This is a genomic window from Sphingobium fuliginis, from assembly GCF_004152845.1.
In the GTDB taxonomy this organism is placed as follows: Bacteria; Pseudomonadota; Alphaproteobacteria; order Sphingomonadales; family Sphingomonadaceae; genus Sphingobium; species Sphingobium fuliginis.
The window spans coordinates 94,019-112,504 of the sequence record NZ_SEON01000008.1 but is presented as its reverse complement, the minus strand read 5'-3'; the positions used below and the strand labels follow the sequence as shown (position 1 = coordinate 112,504).

The following is an 18,486-nucleotide window of genomic DNA, read 5'->3' as shown; positions in this document are numbered from 1 at the left end:
CCAGAGTTCATATCACTTACGATTTAACATAATCTTTATTATCAGATTTTTATCGTTGTATAACAATCACTTATGGCCGCACCTCCACAAGCAGGTAGCCATCATCTGCCAAGACTAAGCTTCAGGCATCACTCTTTTCATGTAGGTATCGAATAACGGCACTGTGAACGCCGTGTCCCCATGAGCAGGACTATAGAGCATCCCCTTTGCAATCAGACTGTTGCGGGTCGGTGCGACGCTCGAGACTTTCACCCCCATAGCTTCAGCGACATCGCCTGATCGATGCGGACCAGGACCCAAGCTTGCCATGGCGCGAAGATATCGCTTTTCTGCCGGCGTCAGCCTGTCAAATCGCACACGGAAGAAGCTCGCGTCCAGTTCAGCCAGTGCGCTTTTTGTAGCAACTGCGATATCGGCGGCGGTGATCGGTGAAGCATCAGCAACATCCCACCCATGCTTTCCCCACTCCTGAAGGAAATACGGATACCCCTGGGTTTGCGCCAAAATTGCATCCAAAGCCGCATTTTCGATGGACTCCTTTTCGCGCGCGATTGGCAGACGGATGGCGTCCCGCGCCGCCTCGTCATCCAGCGGACCTACGGCGATGAATTCAAACAGACGCTCTGCATAGGATTTTGCTCGCCCCATTTGCCCCAGAAGCTGAGGCAAGCCAGCTGCCAGCATGGTTACCGGTAGCTGTCTCTGACTGGCTCGATGGAGCGCGCTAATCAATGCCGCGAGCTGTTCCTCTGGCACATATTGCAATTCGTCGATCACCAGGACGACCGCAGTTTTTCGTTCCTGGGCGGCCTCTCCCACGGCGACAATCAGATCGGCCAAGTCCGCCTCGAGGTCGCCACTATCCGCAAGGCCCGGCTCGGGTTCGAAATCCAGCGCGACCTCAAGGTCATCATATTTGACCTTGAGCTTCGCGAATCCCGCCAGCGCCTGCAGAGCGCGCTTCACGCCGGCCGAAGCTTGTTTTAACCGATCGAGGCGCAGCAGCGCCGCCCGTAACGCAGGAACCAATATCCCCGGCAACGATCGGTTTTCAGGAGCTTCTATCGCGACTACGGCCATCCCTTCGCGCTCCGCAGCATCCCGCATGGTGGCGAGAAGAACGGTTTTTCCTACCCCTCGCAAACCGTACAGGATGCTCGGTCGGGCTGCGCGCGCCATGCGGATCCGGTCAAGAGCTACGGCGTTGCGTTCCAGCAATGCACCGCGTCCCGCGAGTTCAGGCGGCGGCGTGCCTGCGCCTGGCGCGAAGGGGTTCCTACGAGCGTCCATAGCGAGGTTATGGCAGTTTATGTTTTTTCTGTAAACTTACTAATCTCTCTTGATATCTTCCTCGGCCGGTCTGCGCGCGAACTCATCCATGACGGGCAGCACCGATCTTTAAGACGACGTCGCCCATCCATCCGGGCATCTCGGCCCGGGCCTGGGCGAGCATCCGCATGTCGCGATCATCGAGGCGGGCGGCGAAGTGCCGGATCTTGTCGCTGTCGATATTGTCCTTCCCCAGATGCGCGAGCGCCTGCAGAACCGCGTTGACCGAGTCAGGCGCATTGTCGAGCACCGGTGCGCGGCTGTGCTTGAGCGTCAGGCTGCGCCCGCCCGCTTGTCGGACCCGGGTCCGCCCGGTCGTGGCATAGCTGGCCCGGGCGGGAACCTGGGTCGATAGCCCGAGCCTGTTCGCCGCCGCCGCGCCCGACGGCGCGAGCTTGTCCCCGCTCTGCGTCGAGAGGGCCTTGGCGACATTGGCGGGATCGGGACTGAGCGCACCGAGCTTGTCATGCTGGCGCGGATAGTCATAAAGACCCCGGCCGATGCGCCGGATGTCGCCGGCGGTCGCGAGGCGCGACAGCGCCATGTCGACCGACCCACGCGTCCCGAAGTCGACGAAGCTCTTGGGCGTGAACACCCAGCCACGGCCCTTGCCGCGCACGCGCTTCATGATCCGAGCGGCTACCGCAGACATTGACTGTGCTCCTACCCGTTAGATAATAGCACGCTTTTTTCTAACAAGCCAGAAGCGCGCATCAGCGCCTAAATCAGCTATTTTTCGCGGTATTTTGACATTTCATCCACATAGGATGCCCAAGCCGCACAGGCAAGCCGGCCGACAGCGCCGGCCATCATCGTTCCCGATCCCGGTGAGGCGATGGCCGCCCCTCGTCCGCACCTGTGGGCGGCGAAACGCCCTCCGGCTCGTTTCGGCGCTCCTGCGGCGGCCGTTCGGATTGCAGTATCTCCCGTGCGCGCGCGAGCCGCCGCGACACCGCCGGCGGCATCGCCGCCAGAAAGCCGGCGATTTCCTGCCCCAAGGCACGATCTTCCGGTTTCCCGGTGCCGGCGAGCGCGACCGCTGCCTCGGCATAGGCGCCGCGGATCTGCTTCTGGCGCGAAAGCGCCATGACATCTTCTGCCCGGCGCTCCTGGTCGGCCGCACGCACGAAGCTTTGCGCTCGCAGTTCGTTGAGCTGCGCGAGATTGAGCCTGCGCCCCTCGCCCCCAAGCCGGGCATCGAGATGGAGCGCGGACGAACGGACCCGCTTCTGGACATGGCCGCGCGCGCGCCGGGGGGTGGCTTCGGCCGCGACACCGCGCGCGCGCAGCTCATGCGCGAAGGTCTCACGCATATGATGGAGATCCGCCTTGCGCGGATTGAAGCGGGTTCCGTCCGCCCCTTCGGTCGCCACCGTCAGATGGACGTGGGGATGATCGGTGTCGGTATGGAGTGCCAGCATATAGGCATGGTTCCCCTCGAACAGGATCCGCGCGAATGCCTGCGCCGCATCATGAAGCGTCTCAGCGTCGGTCGATCCCCCGGGCATCGAGAGCACGAGCGACATCGACGTCGGCCGCTCCCGGCCATGTTCGTTCATGGCCTCGTCGAGCATCGCCCAGTCCTGAGCGATGGCCTTGAGCCGATCCGGCTCGGTGACAATCTCGCCCTCGCTCGATCGGACGGCGAGCTTCCCGTGGCGCGCCACATAGCCGAAATGCTCGGCGACATGATGAGCGCCATATTGCTTGCCGGAGACCTTCACCATCACCTCGGGCGCCTTGCGCACGATCCGCTCGAGCTTGGCGCGCGCCTCGGCCTGGTCCATCGACATCGGCCGGGCGGCCCCGCCCCCGCTTCCGCCCGGTTTGATCCGAACATAAGCGCCGCGCAGGGTCCGCTTGCCGCCTGCCGGCGACCGCCAGGCCTCCATCAGGCTGGGAAGCGGGAGAACCCCCTCCTCCTCACGCATCGGCCGTGTCCCAGTAGCGAAGATCGCCCTTGAGCGCGGCCCCGAGACCGGCGAGCGCATCGACGATCTCGGACCTAAAGCTTGCGACCCTGGCCGCTTCCCGCGCGACGTCGAGGCCGGATTCGACCATCACCGAGGCGTTGAGCGCGCGGGTCGCCTGGTTGAGGTTGATCCCGATCCGATTGAGCTCGCGCCACGCCTGCGCGATGGCCGCCCGCTCCTCGCGCGGCAAGGGCGCGTTTGCACGCAAGCGCCGCGCCAGCAACGTGGTGATCCAGTCGGTACGCTTCATCCCCAGCACATCCGCCGCGCGGTCGAGCGCGGCGATCTCTTCCGGGATCAGCCGAACCTCGACCCGGCAGGTTGCGCGCTGGCGGGCGCGCGGCGCCTGATGCCCCTCCCCCGCCTCCATGGCCAAGGCGTCACCGATCAAGCGGCGCAGCAGCGCCGAGCGGCCGCCCGATACCGCCGCGAGCGCGGCGAAGCGCTGGGCGACATCATCGTCGAGCCGAAAGGTGAGGACGGGCATGTCCCCAACGCTATTGTCATACATCCCCGGCGCCAAGCCTATCCGGCCCTCATCTTTACTCAACTCATCTTATAGTCTGCTTGGGCAGACTATTGTTCTTCGGCCAGCGAACCCCTCTCGAACACCGATCGTCCGCAGCAAGGGGCGGCGCCTTCGGCGCCGCCCCCGCCCATCGACACGAAAAGGGCCGCACCCCGAAGGGTACGGCCCAAACCATCGTGCAAGATAAACTACGAACGCGGAGGAGGCGGGTCAGTTGTTGGCAAGGCCTCGCTTCTCTCGCCGGTCGGACCGATCGACGAGGCAGCGACTTCACGCTCGCGGCCATCCTCGAAAATCACCGTGACCAAAGGCGCCAGCGGGAGCCACGCAGGGAAGCCGTCGACCAAGACCGGTAGTCTAGGAGATCGGATCGGCGCGGAGGGTTTGTCCGTGAGGCCCGATCGAACCGGATCGCGGTCGGTGGGGGCCAATGGCTGTGCCACAGGCGCCCGCGGAGGGACCGGCGCCGGGTGCGTCTGCTTGAGTTCGGCGATGAAGCGCGATCCTGCGGCGAGCGTTGCGCCGGCGTCGCCCCAGCTGGCGACATATGCCTCGACCTCGGCAGGGTAGTCCCTCGCCGTCCGGTGCAGATCATAGAGAAGGCGAATAGGCGCAAACGGCAGGGCCGCCTTGAGATAGGCCGGCATGTCGCCATAGGCGGCATAGAGCGAGACGAACTGCTTGGATCGGCCGAGTGCCGCCGCGATCTCGACCTGGTTCATCCCGCCCTTCAGCATCCGGGCGATCGCATGGGCGAGCTCGACCGACGACAGATTGGCGCGCTGGTCGTTCTCGACGATCTGGTCGGCCAGCAGTTGCACCCCCTCGCCGACCGGCACGACGATCGCGGGGATCGTGGCAAGGCCCGCCAGCTGCGATGCGCGGAAGCGGCGCTCGCCCAGACTTATCCGGTGCATGCCGTTCGCGTCGGGCGGCGTGACCGTGATCGGCTGCAGCACGCCGCGCGACGCGATCGAGGCGGCCAGCTCGGCGAGCGCGTCATCGTCGAAGCTGCGCCGGGGATTGCCGGGGTCGGGCAGGATGCACGCAAGTTCGATATCCTCGACCCGGCGCGCCCGTTCATGGTCGCCGACAAGAAGTCCGAACTCCTCGATGCGCTCGTCGAACTTGCCCATCAGGCGGCCGCGACCTCCTGGCTTGTCATGCGCCGCTCGATCTCGGCGAGCACCGCGCGGATCTCCTCGGCCGCCGCCTTGGCGCCGCTGCCGGTCTCCAGCCATACCGGACGATGATTTTCCGCGGCATGCTTGTAGGTCGGCCGCGCCTTGATGAAGGCCGGGAACATGAGCTTCTCGCCGACCGCATGCGCGAGCTTCACCGCATTCTCCATCTCGCGCCGGTCGAACGGATTGACCATCGAGGGGAGGAGCCCGAGGAAAGCGATCTTGCGACCGGCGCGCGCGGCCTCGGCCTTGCGCAGCGCGGTCAGCAGCATCTTGGCGCATTCGACCGAATCCTCAGCCACCTGCACCGGCGCGATCACGGCGTCGGCCACCGCCATCGCGCTCAAGGTGAGCTCGTCCCACTTCGGCCCCGTGTCGATGACGCAATAGTCGAAATGCGGGCGGAGCGCCGGGAAGCGCCCGATGAAGTCGCGCACATCCTGCGCCGCCTTGACCATCTGCAGGCGGGGATCGGCGCCGAGCACGGTCAGCCCGGCCTGCCCGTCGGCGCACAGGGTAGCGGCAGGATCGAACAGATCGGCGGAAAACCCGCCCTGCCGCTCGGCGCCCAGGCGCCGCGTCGAGCTGCCCTGGGGATCGAGATCGACGAAGGCGACGCGGCGCTCAGGCGGTCCGGCGAGATACCAGGCGAGATGAGTGGCGATGAAGGTCTTGCCGACCCCGCCCTTGAGTAGGCTGACGACGATCGTCTTCATGACCGCGGCACCTCAGCAATAGTCGTCCGGACCATCGCGCAGGTTGCGCTCATAATGATCGCGCGAGGACCAGTCGCCGCCACCGCCAATGCCGGGACCGACATAGCGGAACAGATAGACGGTGAGGGCGAAGCAGCCGAACGCGAAGAGAAACGCGTGATCGGGATGCGCGGCGAAATATGCGGCCATGATAAGTCTCCTTGGAGCCAGTGAAGGGCAAACGAACGGCGCCACTGGCGCCGGCCACGCGCAATCGCGCGGCATCTCAGACCCGCGCCCTCCCCTCCCGCATTTGCGGACGCGGCGTCCGTTGCCCGCATAGTCTGCTCAAGCAGACTTGGGCGGGCCATCCCCCCGGTCGGGGGGATGGCTGCGCCAGATCAATATTCGTCGGCCAGCAGGATGGTGAGCACGCGCGTCGTGACCTCGGGGTTCGCGGCATCCGCCGAGCCATAGGCGAGCTCGAGATCATAATAGTCGATCTTCCAGTAGAGGATCGCATCCTCGAACTCGAAGCGGCCGAAATCATGCTCGCCGATCGGATCGTTGTCGGGCGTGAAGCTGTCATAGTCGCGCACGATCCGGAGGATCTCCGCGCGGCGGCGAAAGCCGCGGAACAGGGCGACGTCGCCGATCAGCGCCGCAACGCCCGCAGTCATCACGATCTGGTTGCGGCCCGGGCTATGGATGGACCGGCGAAGCGCGTCATTGAGTTCGGCGACGCGGGCGATCCGCTCGGCCTGGCTCATCGCATTCGGGGAGGATTGGGACATGAGAACGCTCCTGATCTGTCCGGCCCCGCCCGCCGGGGCCTTCCGACAGGCGTGCCAAGGGCCGGCGGCAGAGCGCGGCCGAGCACCCGCAGGGTCGCAACGGCAGTGGAGAAGCGCGCGGAGCGGGCTTGCACGGGCGCGCGCGCCGGCCAGGCGAGCCGACAGGAGGAAGGTCTTGGCGGGCAGGATCGCGAAGAGATGATCGCGGTGTCCTGATTCTCTGGCTCCGCGGAGAGCCCGGCGCTATCCTCCGCTCATTATGACGAGCAGCGCCACTCTCTTCCGCCTTGCCCCGGCCTGGACCACGTCACTCCTGGCGATGCGGCTGCGCCAAATCCTCGTCCGATCGCAATGCCGCCGCTGCGGCGGGTTGATGCGCGAGGATGTCGATGCCCTTATCGGGCTCCATGGAGCAGGCGCCAGCCTCATAGATCGGCAGGCCCGATGCCGCATGGTCGGCTGCGACGGCGCGGCTTATTATCTCGCGGCGCGCGGCCATGACCGTCCCTGGCACATATTGCTGCACGATGAGCACCTGCGCGCGGGCCTGGCCAACTGCCCTCCAGCGCGCGGCGCGACCGGCCGGGCCATCGTTTGCGCGCAGGGTTGAAAGTGCGAGCAGCCACGGCAGGGATCGTCACCCGAATGGGCTGAGACTTGGCACAAGGCTCAGGGCGAAGCCTAGAGCCCGGTCCGGCCGCGCCGGAGCCGCCATTCTCAGCGCATAGATGCACAGAAATCCGACTTTCAGACGGCAACCGCCCGTCGCAGATTGCCAAGAGCAGAGCACAATTTCTGCGATACCTTACGGAGCTGCTGAAGCCTCTCCGCCGCCTCGCTCTCTTCGATCACGAGCGTCGAACGATCAGCCTGCCGTGCCCGGATCGCGATCACACGAAAGATGGCGGCCCATCGACTGGTCCGTTCGACTGTCAGCTTCGCCTGACCATGGGCGAGCATCGTGCGCAGCCCTTCCTGGTGCCTAAATTCCGCCAGCAGGCTCGCGACACCCTTTCCCTCCACGGAAAAGGGGCCGCCCTCATTGACGAGTGCAGCAAGGTCATCGAGCCGTTGCCCGACCAAATGCCGTAGCTTCACCGACTGTCCTCGTCCCGGGTGAGCGCTCAGATGCAGCAAAGTCTCGGTAACGGCCACCTCCACCGAGGCGAAGCATTGCAGACAGGCACCGCGCCAGGCGTTCACCTCCTGGGTGACGCGCGCCCACAGGGCATCATCGCCGGCATTCGCTATCTCAGCCTCAATCGTCATTATCGCAGCATAGTCGCGGCATCTGAACAATCGGTTCCCATCTTCGGCGCAAGCCGCGAGCGAAGCGAGGGGAATAACCGGGAGCCGAGCGGCTCCCGGCCGAGCCGTCAGGCAAAGGGATCGAATTCGGTGACGATGGCGACGCTGCCGTCGGCGTCTTCGGCGGTGATGACGCCATAATGCTGCCCGATCGCGATGACGAAGGTTACCACCATGAGGCTGCGCGAGAGGCTGAAGGCGTGGCGGCGAGCGATTGCGATGTCGGTGAACATGTCGAGGCTCCTTTGCGCGCCGGCGGGTTCGTCCCGCTCGACAGGCGCCCGATGTGTCCGGCCGGTGGCCGCGATCACTTTTTTGGCTGGAGGCCCAAAAAGCCGTAGCGAAGCGACCGGACCCCTTGCGGGTTGATCGCAAAGGGCACCGGGTGGACCAAGGATCGCGCCGATTGAGAGCGGGCGAACCCGCCGGCCAGGAGGCCAGGTCCCCGCCGATGTCGCGCCCCGCCCCTTGCCCTGCCTGCCGCTCCATCCAGCGGGGGCCGGATGACAGGCCGCCGCTTGTTGGTTAGCCCCGCCGGATGCTGTTCCCGCTCCTGCTTGCCGCCGCCGTGGTCCCCAATGGTCAGACCTTCGCCTGCACACCGACGCGCGTCTGGGATGGCGATGGCCCGATCTGGTGCCGCGAGGGCACCCATGTGCGGCTCGCCGGCATTGCCGCGCGCGAGATCGACAACAGCTGCCGCCCCGGCCAGCCCTCTCCGAGAGCAAGTGGCCCGGCCGCCCGCGATGCGTTGGTGCGCCTGCTTGGCGGACCGCGCGGCCAGACATCCACCGGGCATATTCGGGTGGCTGGCCCCACCATGCGCTGCGTCTCGACCGGCGAAGCCAAGGGCAACCGGACCGGCGCCTGGTGCAGCGCGCCCGGCATCGGCGATCTCAGCTGCGCGATGATCGCTACCGGCACCGTGCTACGCTGGGAGCGCTATGCCAAGGGGCGATGCCGATCCCGCTGATCCGCTTGGGATCATGCCGCGCCTGAACAGGATAAAAGGCCCGGCGGCGATGCCGCCGGGCCGCCCTGTCCGACCTCAGAAGGGGATTTCATCGTCCTCGGGCTCGTTGCCGCCGCCGCTATTCTCGTTCGACTTGGCGCGAGTGAGGAAGGTAACCTCGTCGGCGATGATCTCGACGCCGTAGCGTTCGATGTTCTCGCTGTCGGTCCAGCGGGTGTAGTGGATACGGCCTCGGACCATGACCTTCATGCCCTTGTCGACATATTGCTCGACCGTCTTGCCGACGCCGTTGAAGCAGGTGATCCGGTGCCATTCGGTGTCCTCGAGGCGGTGATTGTTGTCGTCGCGCAGGATCTTGCCGTTGCTGTCGCGCTTCGGGCGCGAGGTGGCGAGGCTGAAATGGGTGATGCGGGTGCCGCCCTGGGTGGTGCGGGTTTCCGGCGTGCCACCGACATTGCCGGCGAGGATGACGAGGTTCTGCATGGTCTGGGTTCCTTCGATGTGGGTCCAAGGGGCCGTCCCTTCGACTGATCCCCGGCCAAGGCGGACAGGACGGCCCATCCACCGGCAGCGCAGCGCCGGGGAACCCCGAGACAAGGGGTGGTGCGGGCAGCCGTGGCACACGGCAACTCGGCCCGATGGCTCGCGGGTTGGATGGGTCGGACGGCCGGCTTAGGGGTCAGATGAGGAGAAGGACGGTGCGTCGCTTGGCCCATGACCGGAGCCCACCCATCGAAGCCGCCGATATTGCCGGCTTTGCTGAGCTCGCCGGTCCGGCATCTCGCGGACCTTACGCGCGTGCCTTATCTGCCCGTCCCTTGAGCCGCGGGACGGGATTGTAGATCCTTCGCATGGCCACTCGTGGGCTCGACACGACGTCCGTTGCACGATCACGCGGAGGGGGAAGAGGAGGTGGGCAAGGTGGCGGCGCCTGGCATGGCTGGGCTCAGGCAGGCCGCCACGGCATCGAGGAGCTGCGTGGTCTCGCAAAGCACGGCGCCGATGTCGCAGGCATAGCCACCTGCCACCAGCGCGTCGATCCGATGCACGGCATAGGCCGGGCCGAGGTTCTTGATGAAATCGGCCAGGGGACGACCGGGCGCCGGCAGGCCTAGCTGCCGCGCCTCGTCGAGGGCGCGGACAAGGTCATGACGGGGATCGCGGGCCAGCGCATCGTCCGTCCAGCCATGACCCAAAAGATGCGCCTTCAAACCCAGTTCGCAGGAGATCGCGAGCAAGTGCAGTGCCGGCGCGGGCGCAATAGGCGCGCCAATCTGCGCGCCGCGATGAAATTCGCGCGCACGATCGAGAAACACCGCTGCAAGCACCGGGTCGCCGGGCGCCGCCAATCTTTCGATCGCGCGCCAGCGGCGCGGCGTCAGCTGGCCGAGCCAGGAAGGACCGGCCTGGTTGCGCAGATGTCGTAAGTGAGCGCCATCGGCTTCGTCCACATCGCGGCCCGTCGACCATAACGACAGCAGCTTCGCCTTCCAGTGGCGGCCATGCACAGCGCGGAATGCAAGGAGCACGCACGCACTGGCGCGATCGGGCATGAACATGATGCGGAACCTCCAAAGGGAACAAGGGACGCGTCCGCCCCGCCCCCTCCCCTCCGGCACCGGAATCCGCGAGATTGAGAAAAGCCGGCCGCCGAAGCGGCCGGCACGGCGGTCAGCCGCGGGATAAAGCCGCCGGCGGCGTTCCGAGCGGTCCGCGGCGATCGACGACATGGATGCCGCGCGCCTTGGCCTCGATCACCAGCCGTTCGGTGACACCGTTGCCCTGGAAGGCGATGACGTAGCGCGGCTTGACCGAGAGCATCTGCTCGTTGCGCCGAAAGCCGGCACGATCGCCAAGCTTGCGATCAAGTCCGAACCGCAGCTGCTGGATGCCGTTCTGCTCGGCCCAGGATGCTGCAAGACGCTCGATGCCCTTCATGTCGCCGCCATGGACGAGATACATGTCGCCCACACGTTCGCGCACGGCCTTGAGGGTCCGCAGCAGATTGTCGGCAAACTGCTTGGCCTCGTCGTCGCTGGCGAAGCGAAGGCGCCCGCCGGCGAAGACCACGGGCGTGCCATGGACCATATTGGCATCGCGCACCCGTTCGCGCCGCGCCTGCAAATAGGCCCGGCCATCGACGATCGCAGCGGTCGTGCCGAGCGAGATGCGGTTGCCGGTCGCGGGCACCCAGGAGCGGCCGGTCTCGTGCAGATAGTGACGCGCCGCGGTGTCGCGCATCCCCTCATAGGCCTGGGCGGACTGCTCGACCTTGCGGGCGAGATCGATCTTGTCCTCGAGGTCGGCGGTCGCGATCTCCGACCCGTCCTGCTCGGCGAGCAGGAGCCGGATCTCGTCGGTCAGGCGATCGATCAGCTGATGCTTCTTGGCGGCCGCGCGGTGGAAGAGATTGACGAAGCCCCAGCCCAGATCCTCGATGTCGCGTTCGAGCGCGGTGAAGGGGAAGAGCGCGAAGAGATCGCTCCAGATGGCGCTGACGGTCTGTTCGAGCGCTTCGGCCGGTGGCGGCGCTTCCATCGAGCGTTGGTCGCCCATCAGGTCGAGATGGCCGAGTTCGAGTGCTTGGAGCACTGCTGAAAGGGAGCTGGTCATGAGGGATTGCCTTTCCGTGTCGCAGGGCCGGCGGCCTTTCCGCCGGATGCGCACCCTCCGGGCCATCGAAAAAGCGGCGGCGGCACCGCCGGGCAACGCCCAAGGGGAACCCGATAAGGTCCGGGTGGTGCGGGCAGGCGCGCCTCGGCGCGCCAACACGGCCGGAGCGTTCGGGTTGCCGCCGCCAGCGCGGTGGCCCATGTGCTGCATCCTCTGGCGAAAGGCGCGGAGGCCCTGTCGCGTCAGGCATTCATGGCGCGGAGGACCTTAAGAAGGGCACCCGCAACCCGATCTCCCGATACGCACAGGACGGCATGAAAGCGCGTCGCATCGCAAGCACCGGGCCGTCAGGCTGTCGACCGTGAGGCCAGATCTTGGGCCGCGTCGCGCTTGGCGGCTGCCGCCTTGCGTTCCGAATAGCGATCCACGAGCTGATCGGCATGGCGACGTGTCAGCACCGTGAAGCGCACCAGCTCCTCCATGACGTCGACGATCCGGTCATAATAGCTTGAGGCTCTGAGACGGCCGTCCTCGTCGAACTCCTTGAACGCCATCGCGATGCTCGACTGGTTGGGGATGGTGAACATGCGCATCCACCGCCCGAGCAGCCGCAACGTGTTGACCGCGTTGAACGACTGCGATCCGCCCGAAACCTGCATGACGGCCAGGGTCCGGCCCTGGGTCGGACGCATGCCGCCGAATTCGAGCGGCAAATGGTCGATCTGCGCTTTCATGATGCCGGTGATCTGGCCGTGCCGTTCAGGGCTGCACCAGACCATGCCTTCGGACCAGAGCGCATGCTCGCGAAGCTCATGCACCGCCGGGTGATCATCGTCCTTGATCTGGTCGGGGAGCGGGAGATCGGCCGGATCGAAGATCCGCACTTCGGCGCCGAAGAGGATGAGCAGCCGGGCCGCTTCCTCGACCGCGAAACGACTGAACGACCGCTCGCGCAGCGAGCCGTAGAGGAGGAGGATGCGAGGTTTCGGCTCGAGCGCGCCGAGCCCGGCGGCGAGATCGAGCCGGATCATTGCACGGTCCAGCGCGGGCATGTGATCGGGTTCGGGAAGGATACGAAGACGCGACATCAGGCAATCCATTTATACAAAAGGGCGGCGCTCGCCGGGCATAGCGATCGGAACTCGGCCGATCGCGCGATGACGGCAGGAACGTCGGTCCGTTCGGCTGTTTCATAGCCGTGACGGCGAAAGAAGGGCTCGGCGGTCGTGGTGAGCAGGTACAGGCTAGTCGCGCCCTCATCAGCTGCAACGCATTCGACCGAAGTGAGAATGGCACCGCCCAATCCGCATCCGCGCCGATCGGCCTTCACGACCAGCGAGCGCAGCAGGCGGTCGGAGCCGTCGCCTTCGATCCCGCCATAACCGACAAGGCCAACATCATCCTCGAACCGAAAGAAGCGGCGTCCCGCCTCGGCGAGATCACTGGCAGGCAGACCCGCCGCGCTCAGCTCCGCCATCAGGTCGGAAAGCGACCTGGGATCCAGCAGTGTAGCGATCATGCAGGAACACGTTGCTCGTACCAGGGCCGCGTCTTCTTCACGATGCTGACGACAGACAGCATTACCGGCACCTCGACCAGGACGCCCACGACAGTCGCGAGCGCGGCCCCGGAATTGAGGCCGAACAGGCTGATGGCGGCTGCAACCGCAAGCTCGAAGAAATTGGACGCGCCGATCAGCGCGGCCGGAGCGGCGACGCACCAGGCCACGCCGAAGCGCCGGCTGAGCCAATAAGCCAGGCCCGCATTGAAGTAGACCTGGATGAGGATGGGAATGGCAATCAGTGCGATGACCAGCGGATGAGCCAGGATCGCCGGGCCTTGGAAGCCGAACAGGAGGACGAGCGTCGTCAGCAGCGCAACCAGCGACAGCGGCCCGAGCGTCGCCAGCAGCCGATCGAGCGCCGGTTGCCCGCCTGACGATAGCAGCGCCCGACGGATGACCTGCGCGACGATGACGGGCACGACGATATAGAGCAGGACCGAGATGAGCAGCGTGGCCCAGGGCACCGTGATCGAGGCGACCCCGAGCAGCAGTCCGACCAGCGGCGCGAAGGCGAAGACCATGATCACGTCGTTGAGCGCCACCTGGCTCAGCGTATAGGTCGGCTCACCCTCGCAGAGGTTCGACCAGACGAACACCATCGCCGTGCAGGGGGCCGCGGCGAGCAGGATGAGCCCGGCGATATAGGCGTTGATCTCGCCCTGCGGCAGCAACGGGCGGAAGAGCCATCCCAGGAACAGCGTGCCGAGCAGCGCCATTGAAAAGGGCTTCACCGCCCAGTTGATGAAGAGGGTGACACCGACGCCCTTCCAGTGTTGGCGAACCGACCCCAACGCGCCGAGGTCGATCTTGAGCAGCATGGGGACGATCATCAGCCAGATCAGCACAGCCACGACCAGGTTCACGCGCGCGATCTCGGCCGATGCGATGGCTGCGAACAGATTCGGCAGCGAATAGCCAAGCGCGATGCCGACAGCGATGCAGAGCGCCACCCAGACGCTCAAATAGCGTTCGAAGCTGTTGATCGCCGGCTTGGGTCGCGCCGCGACGGTCGCGTTCACGCCCCGATCCTCTTGCCGGCGGCGTCGATGACCTGCTCGCCATCTTCCTTGGTGAAAGCCCCGCGCTGGGCGGACGGGAGAAAATCGAGCACCTCTTCCGATGGACGGCAGAGTTTCACGCCGAGCGGCGACACAACGATTGGCCGGTTGATGAGGATCGGATGCTCGATCATCGCATCAATGAGCTGGTCATCGCTGAGCGTCGGATCGGCAAGACCCAGCTCGGCGAAGGGCGTGCCCTTCTCGCGGAGCAACTGGCGTGCGCTGATGCCCATGCGGGCGATGAGCGAAACCAAGCGCGGGCGGTTGGGCGGCGTCTTGAGATATTCGATCACATGCGGCTCGATCCCGGCGTTGCGGATCATCGCCAGCGTGTTGCGCGACGTCCCACACTCGGGATTGTGATAGATGACGATATCGATTGCGGCATTGCTCATGCGCTGGGTGCCTTTTCGCTTGGGAGGTCGGCGCGGCCCTGTTCCTTGCCGATCCGGTTCAGCCGGTTCTGCAGACTCATCTTGTCGAGGCCTTCGAACGGCAGGTTGGTGAACAGCGAGATGCGGTTGAACAGCATCCTGTAAGTATCGAAGAAGGCCGCGTGCTGCACCGTTTCGCTGTCCTCGATAACGGCCGGATCGGGCACCCCCCAATTGGCGGTCAGCGGCTACCCCGGCCAAACCGGGCAAAGCTCGTTGGCGGCATTGTCGCAGACCGTAAACACGAAATCCAAGGACGGCGCATCGGGGCCGGAAAACTCTTCCCAACTCTTCGAGCGGAACCGGCTTGCGTCGTAGTTCAGCTTCTCCAAGAGATGAATGGTGAACGGATGGACCTCGCCCTTGGGCTGGCTGCCGGCGCTGAACGATTTGAAACGGCCTAGCCCTTCACGGCTGAGGATCGCCTCGGCCATGATGGAACGGGCGGAATTGCCCGTGCAAAGAAACAGTACGTTCAACAGGCGATCCGTCATGTTGATGTCCTTTCAGGCAGCACGACAGGCAAGCAGTTCATCCGCAAGTGGATGGCAGAGCTCGGCCCGGCCTCCACAGCAGTCCTTGACGAGGAACAGCATCACGGAGCGGAGCGCATCGAGATCGGCGCGGTAGTTGATGATCCGGCTACGCCGCTCGGATGTGACCAGGCCGGCACGCGCCAGGGTCGCCAAATGCACCGACATCGTGTTCTGCGGGACATCCAGCGCCTTGGCGACCTCGCCGGCGGGAAGGCCTTCGGGTTCGTGACGCACCAGAAGGCGGAAGGCGTCGAGGCGCGTGGCTTGGGCAAGCGCGCCCAACGCGACGATGACAGATTCGTTATCCATATATCCACGATAGCGGATATATGGATATGGTGCAATCGGCGACATGGAGAGATCAAGCAGCCGCCTGCTCGTCCAGATCATCCTCGCAAGCGAGATCGGTTGCCCGCAGCAGAAATCCGGCGGCTTCCTCCGCTCGCGCAGCCGCCGTCAGCAATGCGCGATTATCCTTGCGCAAAATGGCGAGCCAGGATCCGATATAAGCCGCGTGATCGTCGAGATGGGTGGTTGGGAGACCCACATCGGCGCCAACCAGCGCTGCTGTCAGTTCGGCGACCAACTCCTCGAAAGCGTAAGCGTGATCGCCGAAGCGCTTCCCAAACGATCGAGCGAGACGGGTTGGATGCCCTGTCCAGTGGCCGGCCTCATGCGCGATGGTGGCTGCCCAGGCGGCGCGCGTGTCGAACTGCTCGATCGGCGGCATGGTGATGACGTCCGCGCGCAGATCGTAATAAGCACGATCGCCGCCGCTGCGCAGCCGCGCGGGCAGCCGATCGACGAAGCGCGCCGCCCGCGGACCGAGGCGGTCGCCCGGCGGGACGAGGGAGAGGGCTTCGGGATAGAAATCGCCCGGCAGTGTATCGATCTGATCGGCATTGAAGACCGCATAGGACCGCATGACCCGGCGCTGCTCATCGACGAGCTCACCCGGACGTTCGTATGAATCGACCTTCTTCGAATAGGCTTTGTAGAAGATCGCAAATTGCGACTGCTCACCGGCACGGACCTGCCCGCCGAGGCTTTGTGCTTGCCGATAGGTCATCCAGTAGCGAGACCGATAGCCGCACTGCTCGGCGGCCAGCCATAGCCAAAAGGTGTTCATGCCGCGATAGGGCTCGCCATTGGCGCGCAGCGGGCGCCCTTGCGCGGCGCATGATCGCCAGGGCCGTACCCAGGGACGCACACCGGCCTCGAGCCGGTCGATGATGGCGCGCGTGATGGTCTCGGCCGGCGAAGGCCGGCCCGATGATTGGGTCATGGTGGATACTCCGCGAAAGAGCGGCTGTCTCAGCGCCGCCAATGAAGGGCGGCGGGCGACACGAAAGCGCCGCCCGCCGTTAGGCGTTCGCCTCAGGCGGCCTGTTCGAAGTCGCCAGCATCGCCATCGGGGGCGATCTCCCCTGCCCCGCCGTCGCTGTCGTCTTCATCGCTGAGGAAAGCGGAATAGCTCCGGAAGCTTTCGGGCTTTTCGATCGCGCCGAACCGCATCTCGTCGGGCAGCCAGGAGAGCGCCTTTTCCCGGACTTCGGCCTCGACGATGCCCTGCCCCGAACAGAGCGCAGCGCAGGCATTGGCAAGGTCACCCTTCTTGGCGTCCTTGTATCGGCCGCGCAGCACCGGCCCGCCGATCTCGTCGAGCGCTTCGAGCATGACGTCCTTCTTCACCCGCCCGAAAAAGTTCTGGGCATCGGGCCGCCACCATTGCGCGACATCAATGTCGAGCAGCCGTCCGAGATGATCGTGGAAGCCGTTGCGGCGCCCGCCATCGTCGACGTTGAGTGTCGGCTCCAGCGTCTGCGCCATGACATGGGCGAGCCAATCGGCGCGCGCCTGTTCATCCAGTTGCCGGAAGGCATCGAAACGCGACGACAGCGTGTTCCCGCCTGCCCAGCTCACATCGAGCGCCTGGCGCTGTTCGGTCAGGACATTGCTCGCCGCGCTGCCTTCATCGCGGAAGCTGGCGATCGGGAAGCTCGCGGCGGCCGCCTGCAGCGTCGCGTGGTCCCGGACATAGCTGCTGGCGAACACCGTCCGGTGCGCCATCAGGAATATCGTGAGATCGAGCGCGAACCCGGCATCCGAGGCGACATGGGCCGCCAGGATCTGCCGGCGCTGGGTCGCGAGTTCGTCAACCAGCGTCGCGCTGAGCCGGGAGGCCGCGACCTTGCCGGACGGTGCTTCGGGTTCTGCGTCCTCGCCCGCCTGCCGAATGGCGCGCTCACTGAACATGCGGCTGTGCACCCGCGGACTGCCATCGGGCGCCAGATAGATGAAGGTGCCCAGCTGGTCCTTGATCGCATCGTCGACCATAGTGCGCGACGCCTCGATCGTATCGAGTTCCCGCTCGATGTCGGCGAGACGCGCCGAAGCCGCCTCGGCCTCGGGCGTGCCGTCCTCGAGTTCGGTCTCAAGTTCGCGGATGAGCGCGTCGCCCTCATCCGAGAGACTATCGACGCGCTCCTGCTCGTCCTCACTCAATTCGCGCAGCGGCGGATGATATTCGTGGAGCTGGCACTCCGTATCATAGGGCACATGCGTCGCGAGAACCGGCGTCACGAACGCCAGCTTCTGTTCGGCAGCGAGCGCTTCCGCGGCCGCTTCAAGCTTCTGGGCGGCCAGCTGCTCGATGAGCTCCACGTCGATCCAGCTCTCGTCCACATCTTCACCGAACAGGTCGCGCTCGATCCGGCCGCCCGCGCCGACATAGGCCTCGCGGCCGACGAACCGTGCCTTGGCGTCGGTCGCCTTGACCGTTCCGTTGAGGAGCGCACGGCGGATATTGTCGGGATTGTCGCCATAATAGGACCGGCTCATGCTCTCGAACACGCGCGCCTGGCGATCGACGTCGGGCGTGACGGCATAAGCCTGGGCGACCCCCAGCGTGATCTCGCCCGCCGCCAGCGCCGCGAATACGAGAGGAGCCAGTTCGGCAAGCCGTACCCGCTGCTCAACGAAGCGGGTCGTGACGCCGAAACGTTTCGCCACATCCTCGGCACTCGCGCCCTTGTCGAGGAAGTGCTTGAAAGCCGAGCACTCATCCGCCGGGTTCATCGCGACGCGGTGGAAATTCTCGGCAAGGCTCGCTTCGGCCGATCCAGCATCATCCTCGAGCACCAGCACCTGAACCTCATGGTCCCCGGCAAGCCGACCTGAATCGATCAGCCGCTGGAGCGCCCGCAAGCGGCGGCCACCCGCCTTGACGGTGAAATGTCCTGCCTTCTTGAGCGGCGTGACCACGAGATTCTGCAACAGGCCATGCGCGGCGATATTGTCGGCGAGGCTGTCGAGGTCGGCATCGCGATTGGATTTGCGGACATTGTCCTTCGAGAGCGAGAGGTTCTTGACCTTCACGGACTGGATCATCGGTTGTCTCCTTCGAGGGTTGCGCCGACCTCGTCGGCCGGCTTGAGCCACTCAGGCCCACCCGGCCGAAGGCCCCCTCCCCTCTCTTCGGTCGCTTGGCGCG

General features: G+C 65.3%; 22 protein-coding genes and 1 pseudogene. 1 reads left to right on the top strand and 22 read right to left on the bottom strand.

Going from position 1 to position 18,486, the window contains the following annotated elements:
* Positions 1–114: 114 nt before the first annotated feature.
* The 11 genes from EWH10_RS17795 to EWH10_RS17750 form a co-directional block, all read right to left on the bottom strand.
* Positions 115–1,290, bottom strand: a complete 1,176-nt coding sequence (locus tag EWH10_RS17795) for an AAA family ATPase (protein ID WP_031297237.1) — start codon at positions 1,288–1,290, stop codon at positions 115–117.
* A gap of 82 nt (positions 1,291–1,372) precedes the next feature.
* Positions 1,373–1,981, bottom strand: a complete 609-nt coding sequence (locus EWH10_RS17790; protein WP_130030126.1) for a DUF6088 family protein — start codon at positions 1,979–1,981, stop codon at positions 1,373–1,375.
* Between the two features lie 157 nt (positions 1,982–2,138).
* Positions 2,139–3,260: a relaxase/mobilization nuclease domain-containing protein gene (locus EWH10_RS17785; protein ID WP_031297234.1), complete on the bottom strand. Its 1,122-nt coding sequence runs from the start codon at positions 3,258–3,260 to the stop codon at positions 2,139–2,141.
* Positions 3,253–3,789, bottom strand: a complete 537-nt coding sequence (locus tag EWH10_RS17780; RefSeq protein WP_031297232.1) for a plasmid mobilization protein — start codon at positions 3,787–3,789, stop codon at positions 3,253–3,255. Before EWH10_RS17780 ends, EWH10_RS17785 begins: the two co-directional genes overlap by 8 nt.
* A 230-nt stretch (positions 3,790–4,019) precedes the next feature.
* Positions 4,020–4,967 (bottom strand): ParB/RepB/Spo0J family partition protein, encoded by a 948-nt coding sequence (locus EWH10_RS17775; RefSeq protein WP_021224350.1) that lies wholly within the window; start codon positions 4,965–4,967, stop codon positions 4,020–4,022.
* Positions 4,967–5,731: a ParA family protein gene (locus EWH10_RS17770; RefSeq protein ID WP_021224349.1), complete on the bottom strand. Its 765-nt coding sequence runs from the start codon at positions 5,729–5,731 to the stop codon at positions 4,967–4,969. Before EWH10_RS17770 ends, EWH10_RS17775 begins: the two co-directional genes overlap by 1 nt.
* A 12-nt stretch (positions 5,732–5,743) precedes the next feature.
* Entirely contained in the window at positions 5,744–5,920 is a 177-nt protein-coding gene (locus EWH10_RS21815) for a hypothetical protein (RefSeq protein ID WP_013039042.1), read from the bottom strand.
* 191 nt (positions 5,921–6,111) lie between these two features.
* The gene (locus EWH10_RS17765) at positions 6,112–6,504 is read right to left on the bottom strand and encodes a DUF3768 domain-containing protein (RefSeq protein ID WP_031297230.1); all 393 of its coding nucleotides are present in this window, start codon (positions 6,502–6,504) and stop codon (positions 6,112–6,114) included.
* Positions 6,505–6,811: 307 nt separating this feature from the next.
* The gene (locus EWH10_RS17760) at positions 6,812–7,003 is read right to left on the bottom strand and encodes a hypothetical protein (protein ID WP_229742696.1); all 192 of its coding nucleotides are present in this window, start codon (positions 7,001–7,003) and stop codon (positions 6,812–6,814) included.
* Between the two features lie 248 nt (positions 7,004–7,251).
* Positions 7,252–7,773, bottom strand: a complete 522-nt coding sequence (locus tag EWH10_RS17755; RefSeq protein ID WP_021224345.1) for a hypothetical protein — start codon at positions 7,771–7,773, stop codon at positions 7,252–7,254.
* 107 nt (positions 7,774–7,880) lie between these two features.
* On the bottom strand, positions 7,881–8,045 hold the full coding sequence (locus tag EWH10_RS17750) for a hypothetical protein (protein WP_013849896.1): 165 nt from the start codon (positions 8,043–8,045) through the stop codon (positions 7,881–7,883).
* A gap of 305 nt (positions 8,046–8,350) precedes the next feature.
* On the opposite strand from EWH10_RS17750, the gene EWH10_RS17745 reads away from it, so the two are divergent.
* Positions 8,351–8,785, top strand: a complete 435-nt coding sequence (locus tag EWH10_RS17745; RefSeq protein WP_130030125.1) for a thermonuclease family protein — start codon at positions 8,351–8,353, stop codon at positions 8,783–8,785.
* A 75-nt stretch (positions 8,786–8,860) separates the two neighbouring features.
* Here the strand turns inward: EWH10_RS17745 and EWH10_RS17740 are convergent, their stop codons facing one another.
* The 11 genes and pseudogenes from EWH10_RS17740 to EWH10_RS17690 all read right to left on the bottom strand — a co-directional run bounded on the left by EWH10_RS17740 (position 8,861) and on the right by EWH10_RS17690 (position 18,383).
* On the bottom strand, positions 8,861–9,268 hold the full coding sequence (locus tag EWH10_RS17740) for a single-stranded DNA-binding protein (protein ID WP_130030124.1): 408 nt from the start codon (positions 9,266–9,268) through the stop codon (positions 8,861–8,863).
* Positions 9,269–9,675: 407 nt separating this feature from the next.
* Complete coding sequence (locus EWH10_RS17735; protein ID WP_229742698.1) at positions 9,676–10,338, bottom strand: hypothetical protein; 663 nt, start codon at positions 10,336–10,338, stop codon at positions 9,676–9,678.
* A gap of 118 nt (positions 10,339–10,456) precedes the next feature.
* Positions 10,457–11,398, bottom strand: a complete 942-nt coding sequence (locus EWH10_RS17730; protein WP_021224341.1) for a DUF2493 domain-containing protein — start codon at positions 11,396–11,398, stop codon at positions 10,457–10,459.
* Between the two features lie 347 nt (positions 11,399–11,745).
* Entirely contained in the window at positions 11,746–12,486 is a 741-nt protein-coding gene (arsH, locus tag EWH10_RS17725; RefSeq protein ID WP_130030122.1) for an arsenical resistance protein ArsH, read from the bottom strand.
* Positions 12,486–12,917, bottom strand: a complete 432-nt coding sequence (gene arsN2 / locus EWH10_RS17720) for an arsenic resistance N-acetyltransferase ArsN2 (RefSeq protein WP_130030121.1) — start codon at positions 12,915–12,917, stop codon at positions 12,486–12,488. Before arsN2 ends, arsH begins: the two co-directional genes overlap by 1 nt.
* On the bottom strand, positions 12,914–13,981 hold the full coding sequence (gene arsB / locus EWH10_RS17715) for an ACR3 family arsenite efflux transporter (protein WP_130030120.1): 1,068 nt from the start codon (positions 13,979–13,981) through the stop codon (positions 12,914–12,916). Before arsB ends, arsN2 begins: the two co-directional genes overlap by 4 nt.
* Entirely contained in the window at positions 13,978–14,418 is a 441-nt protein-coding gene (gene arsC, locus EWH10_RS17710; protein ID WP_130030119.1) for an arsenate reductase (glutaredoxin), read from the bottom strand. The genes arsB and arsC overlap by 4 nt, the downstream gene beginning before the upstream one ends.
* Positions 14,415–14,951 (bottom strand): annotated as a pseudogene (locus EWH10_RS17705) (arsenate reductase ArsC). Before EWH10_RS17705 ends, arsC begins: the two are co-directional and overlap by 4 nt.
* 12 nt (positions 14,952–14,963) lie before the next feature.
* A complete protein-coding gene (locus EWH10_RS17700; RefSeq protein WP_013849891.1) occupies positions 14,964–15,302 on the bottom strand; it encodes an ArsR/SmtB family transcription factor in 339 nt (112 codons plus the stop codon).
* A 52-nt stretch (positions 15,303–15,354) separates the two neighbouring features.
* Positions 15,355–16,278 (bottom strand): ArdC family protein, encoded by a 924-nt coding sequence (locus tag EWH10_RS17695; protein WP_130030118.1) that lies wholly within the window; start codon positions 16,276–16,278, stop codon positions 15,355–15,357.
* Between the two features lie 92 nt (positions 16,279–16,370).
* The gene (locus EWH10_RS17690) at positions 16,371–18,383 is read right to left on the bottom strand and encodes a ParB/RepB/Spo0J family partition protein (RefSeq protein ID WP_130030117.1); all 2,013 of its coding nucleotides are present in this window, start codon (positions 18,381–18,383) and stop codon (positions 16,371–16,373) included.
* Positions 18,384–18,486 lie beyond the last annotated feature (103 nt).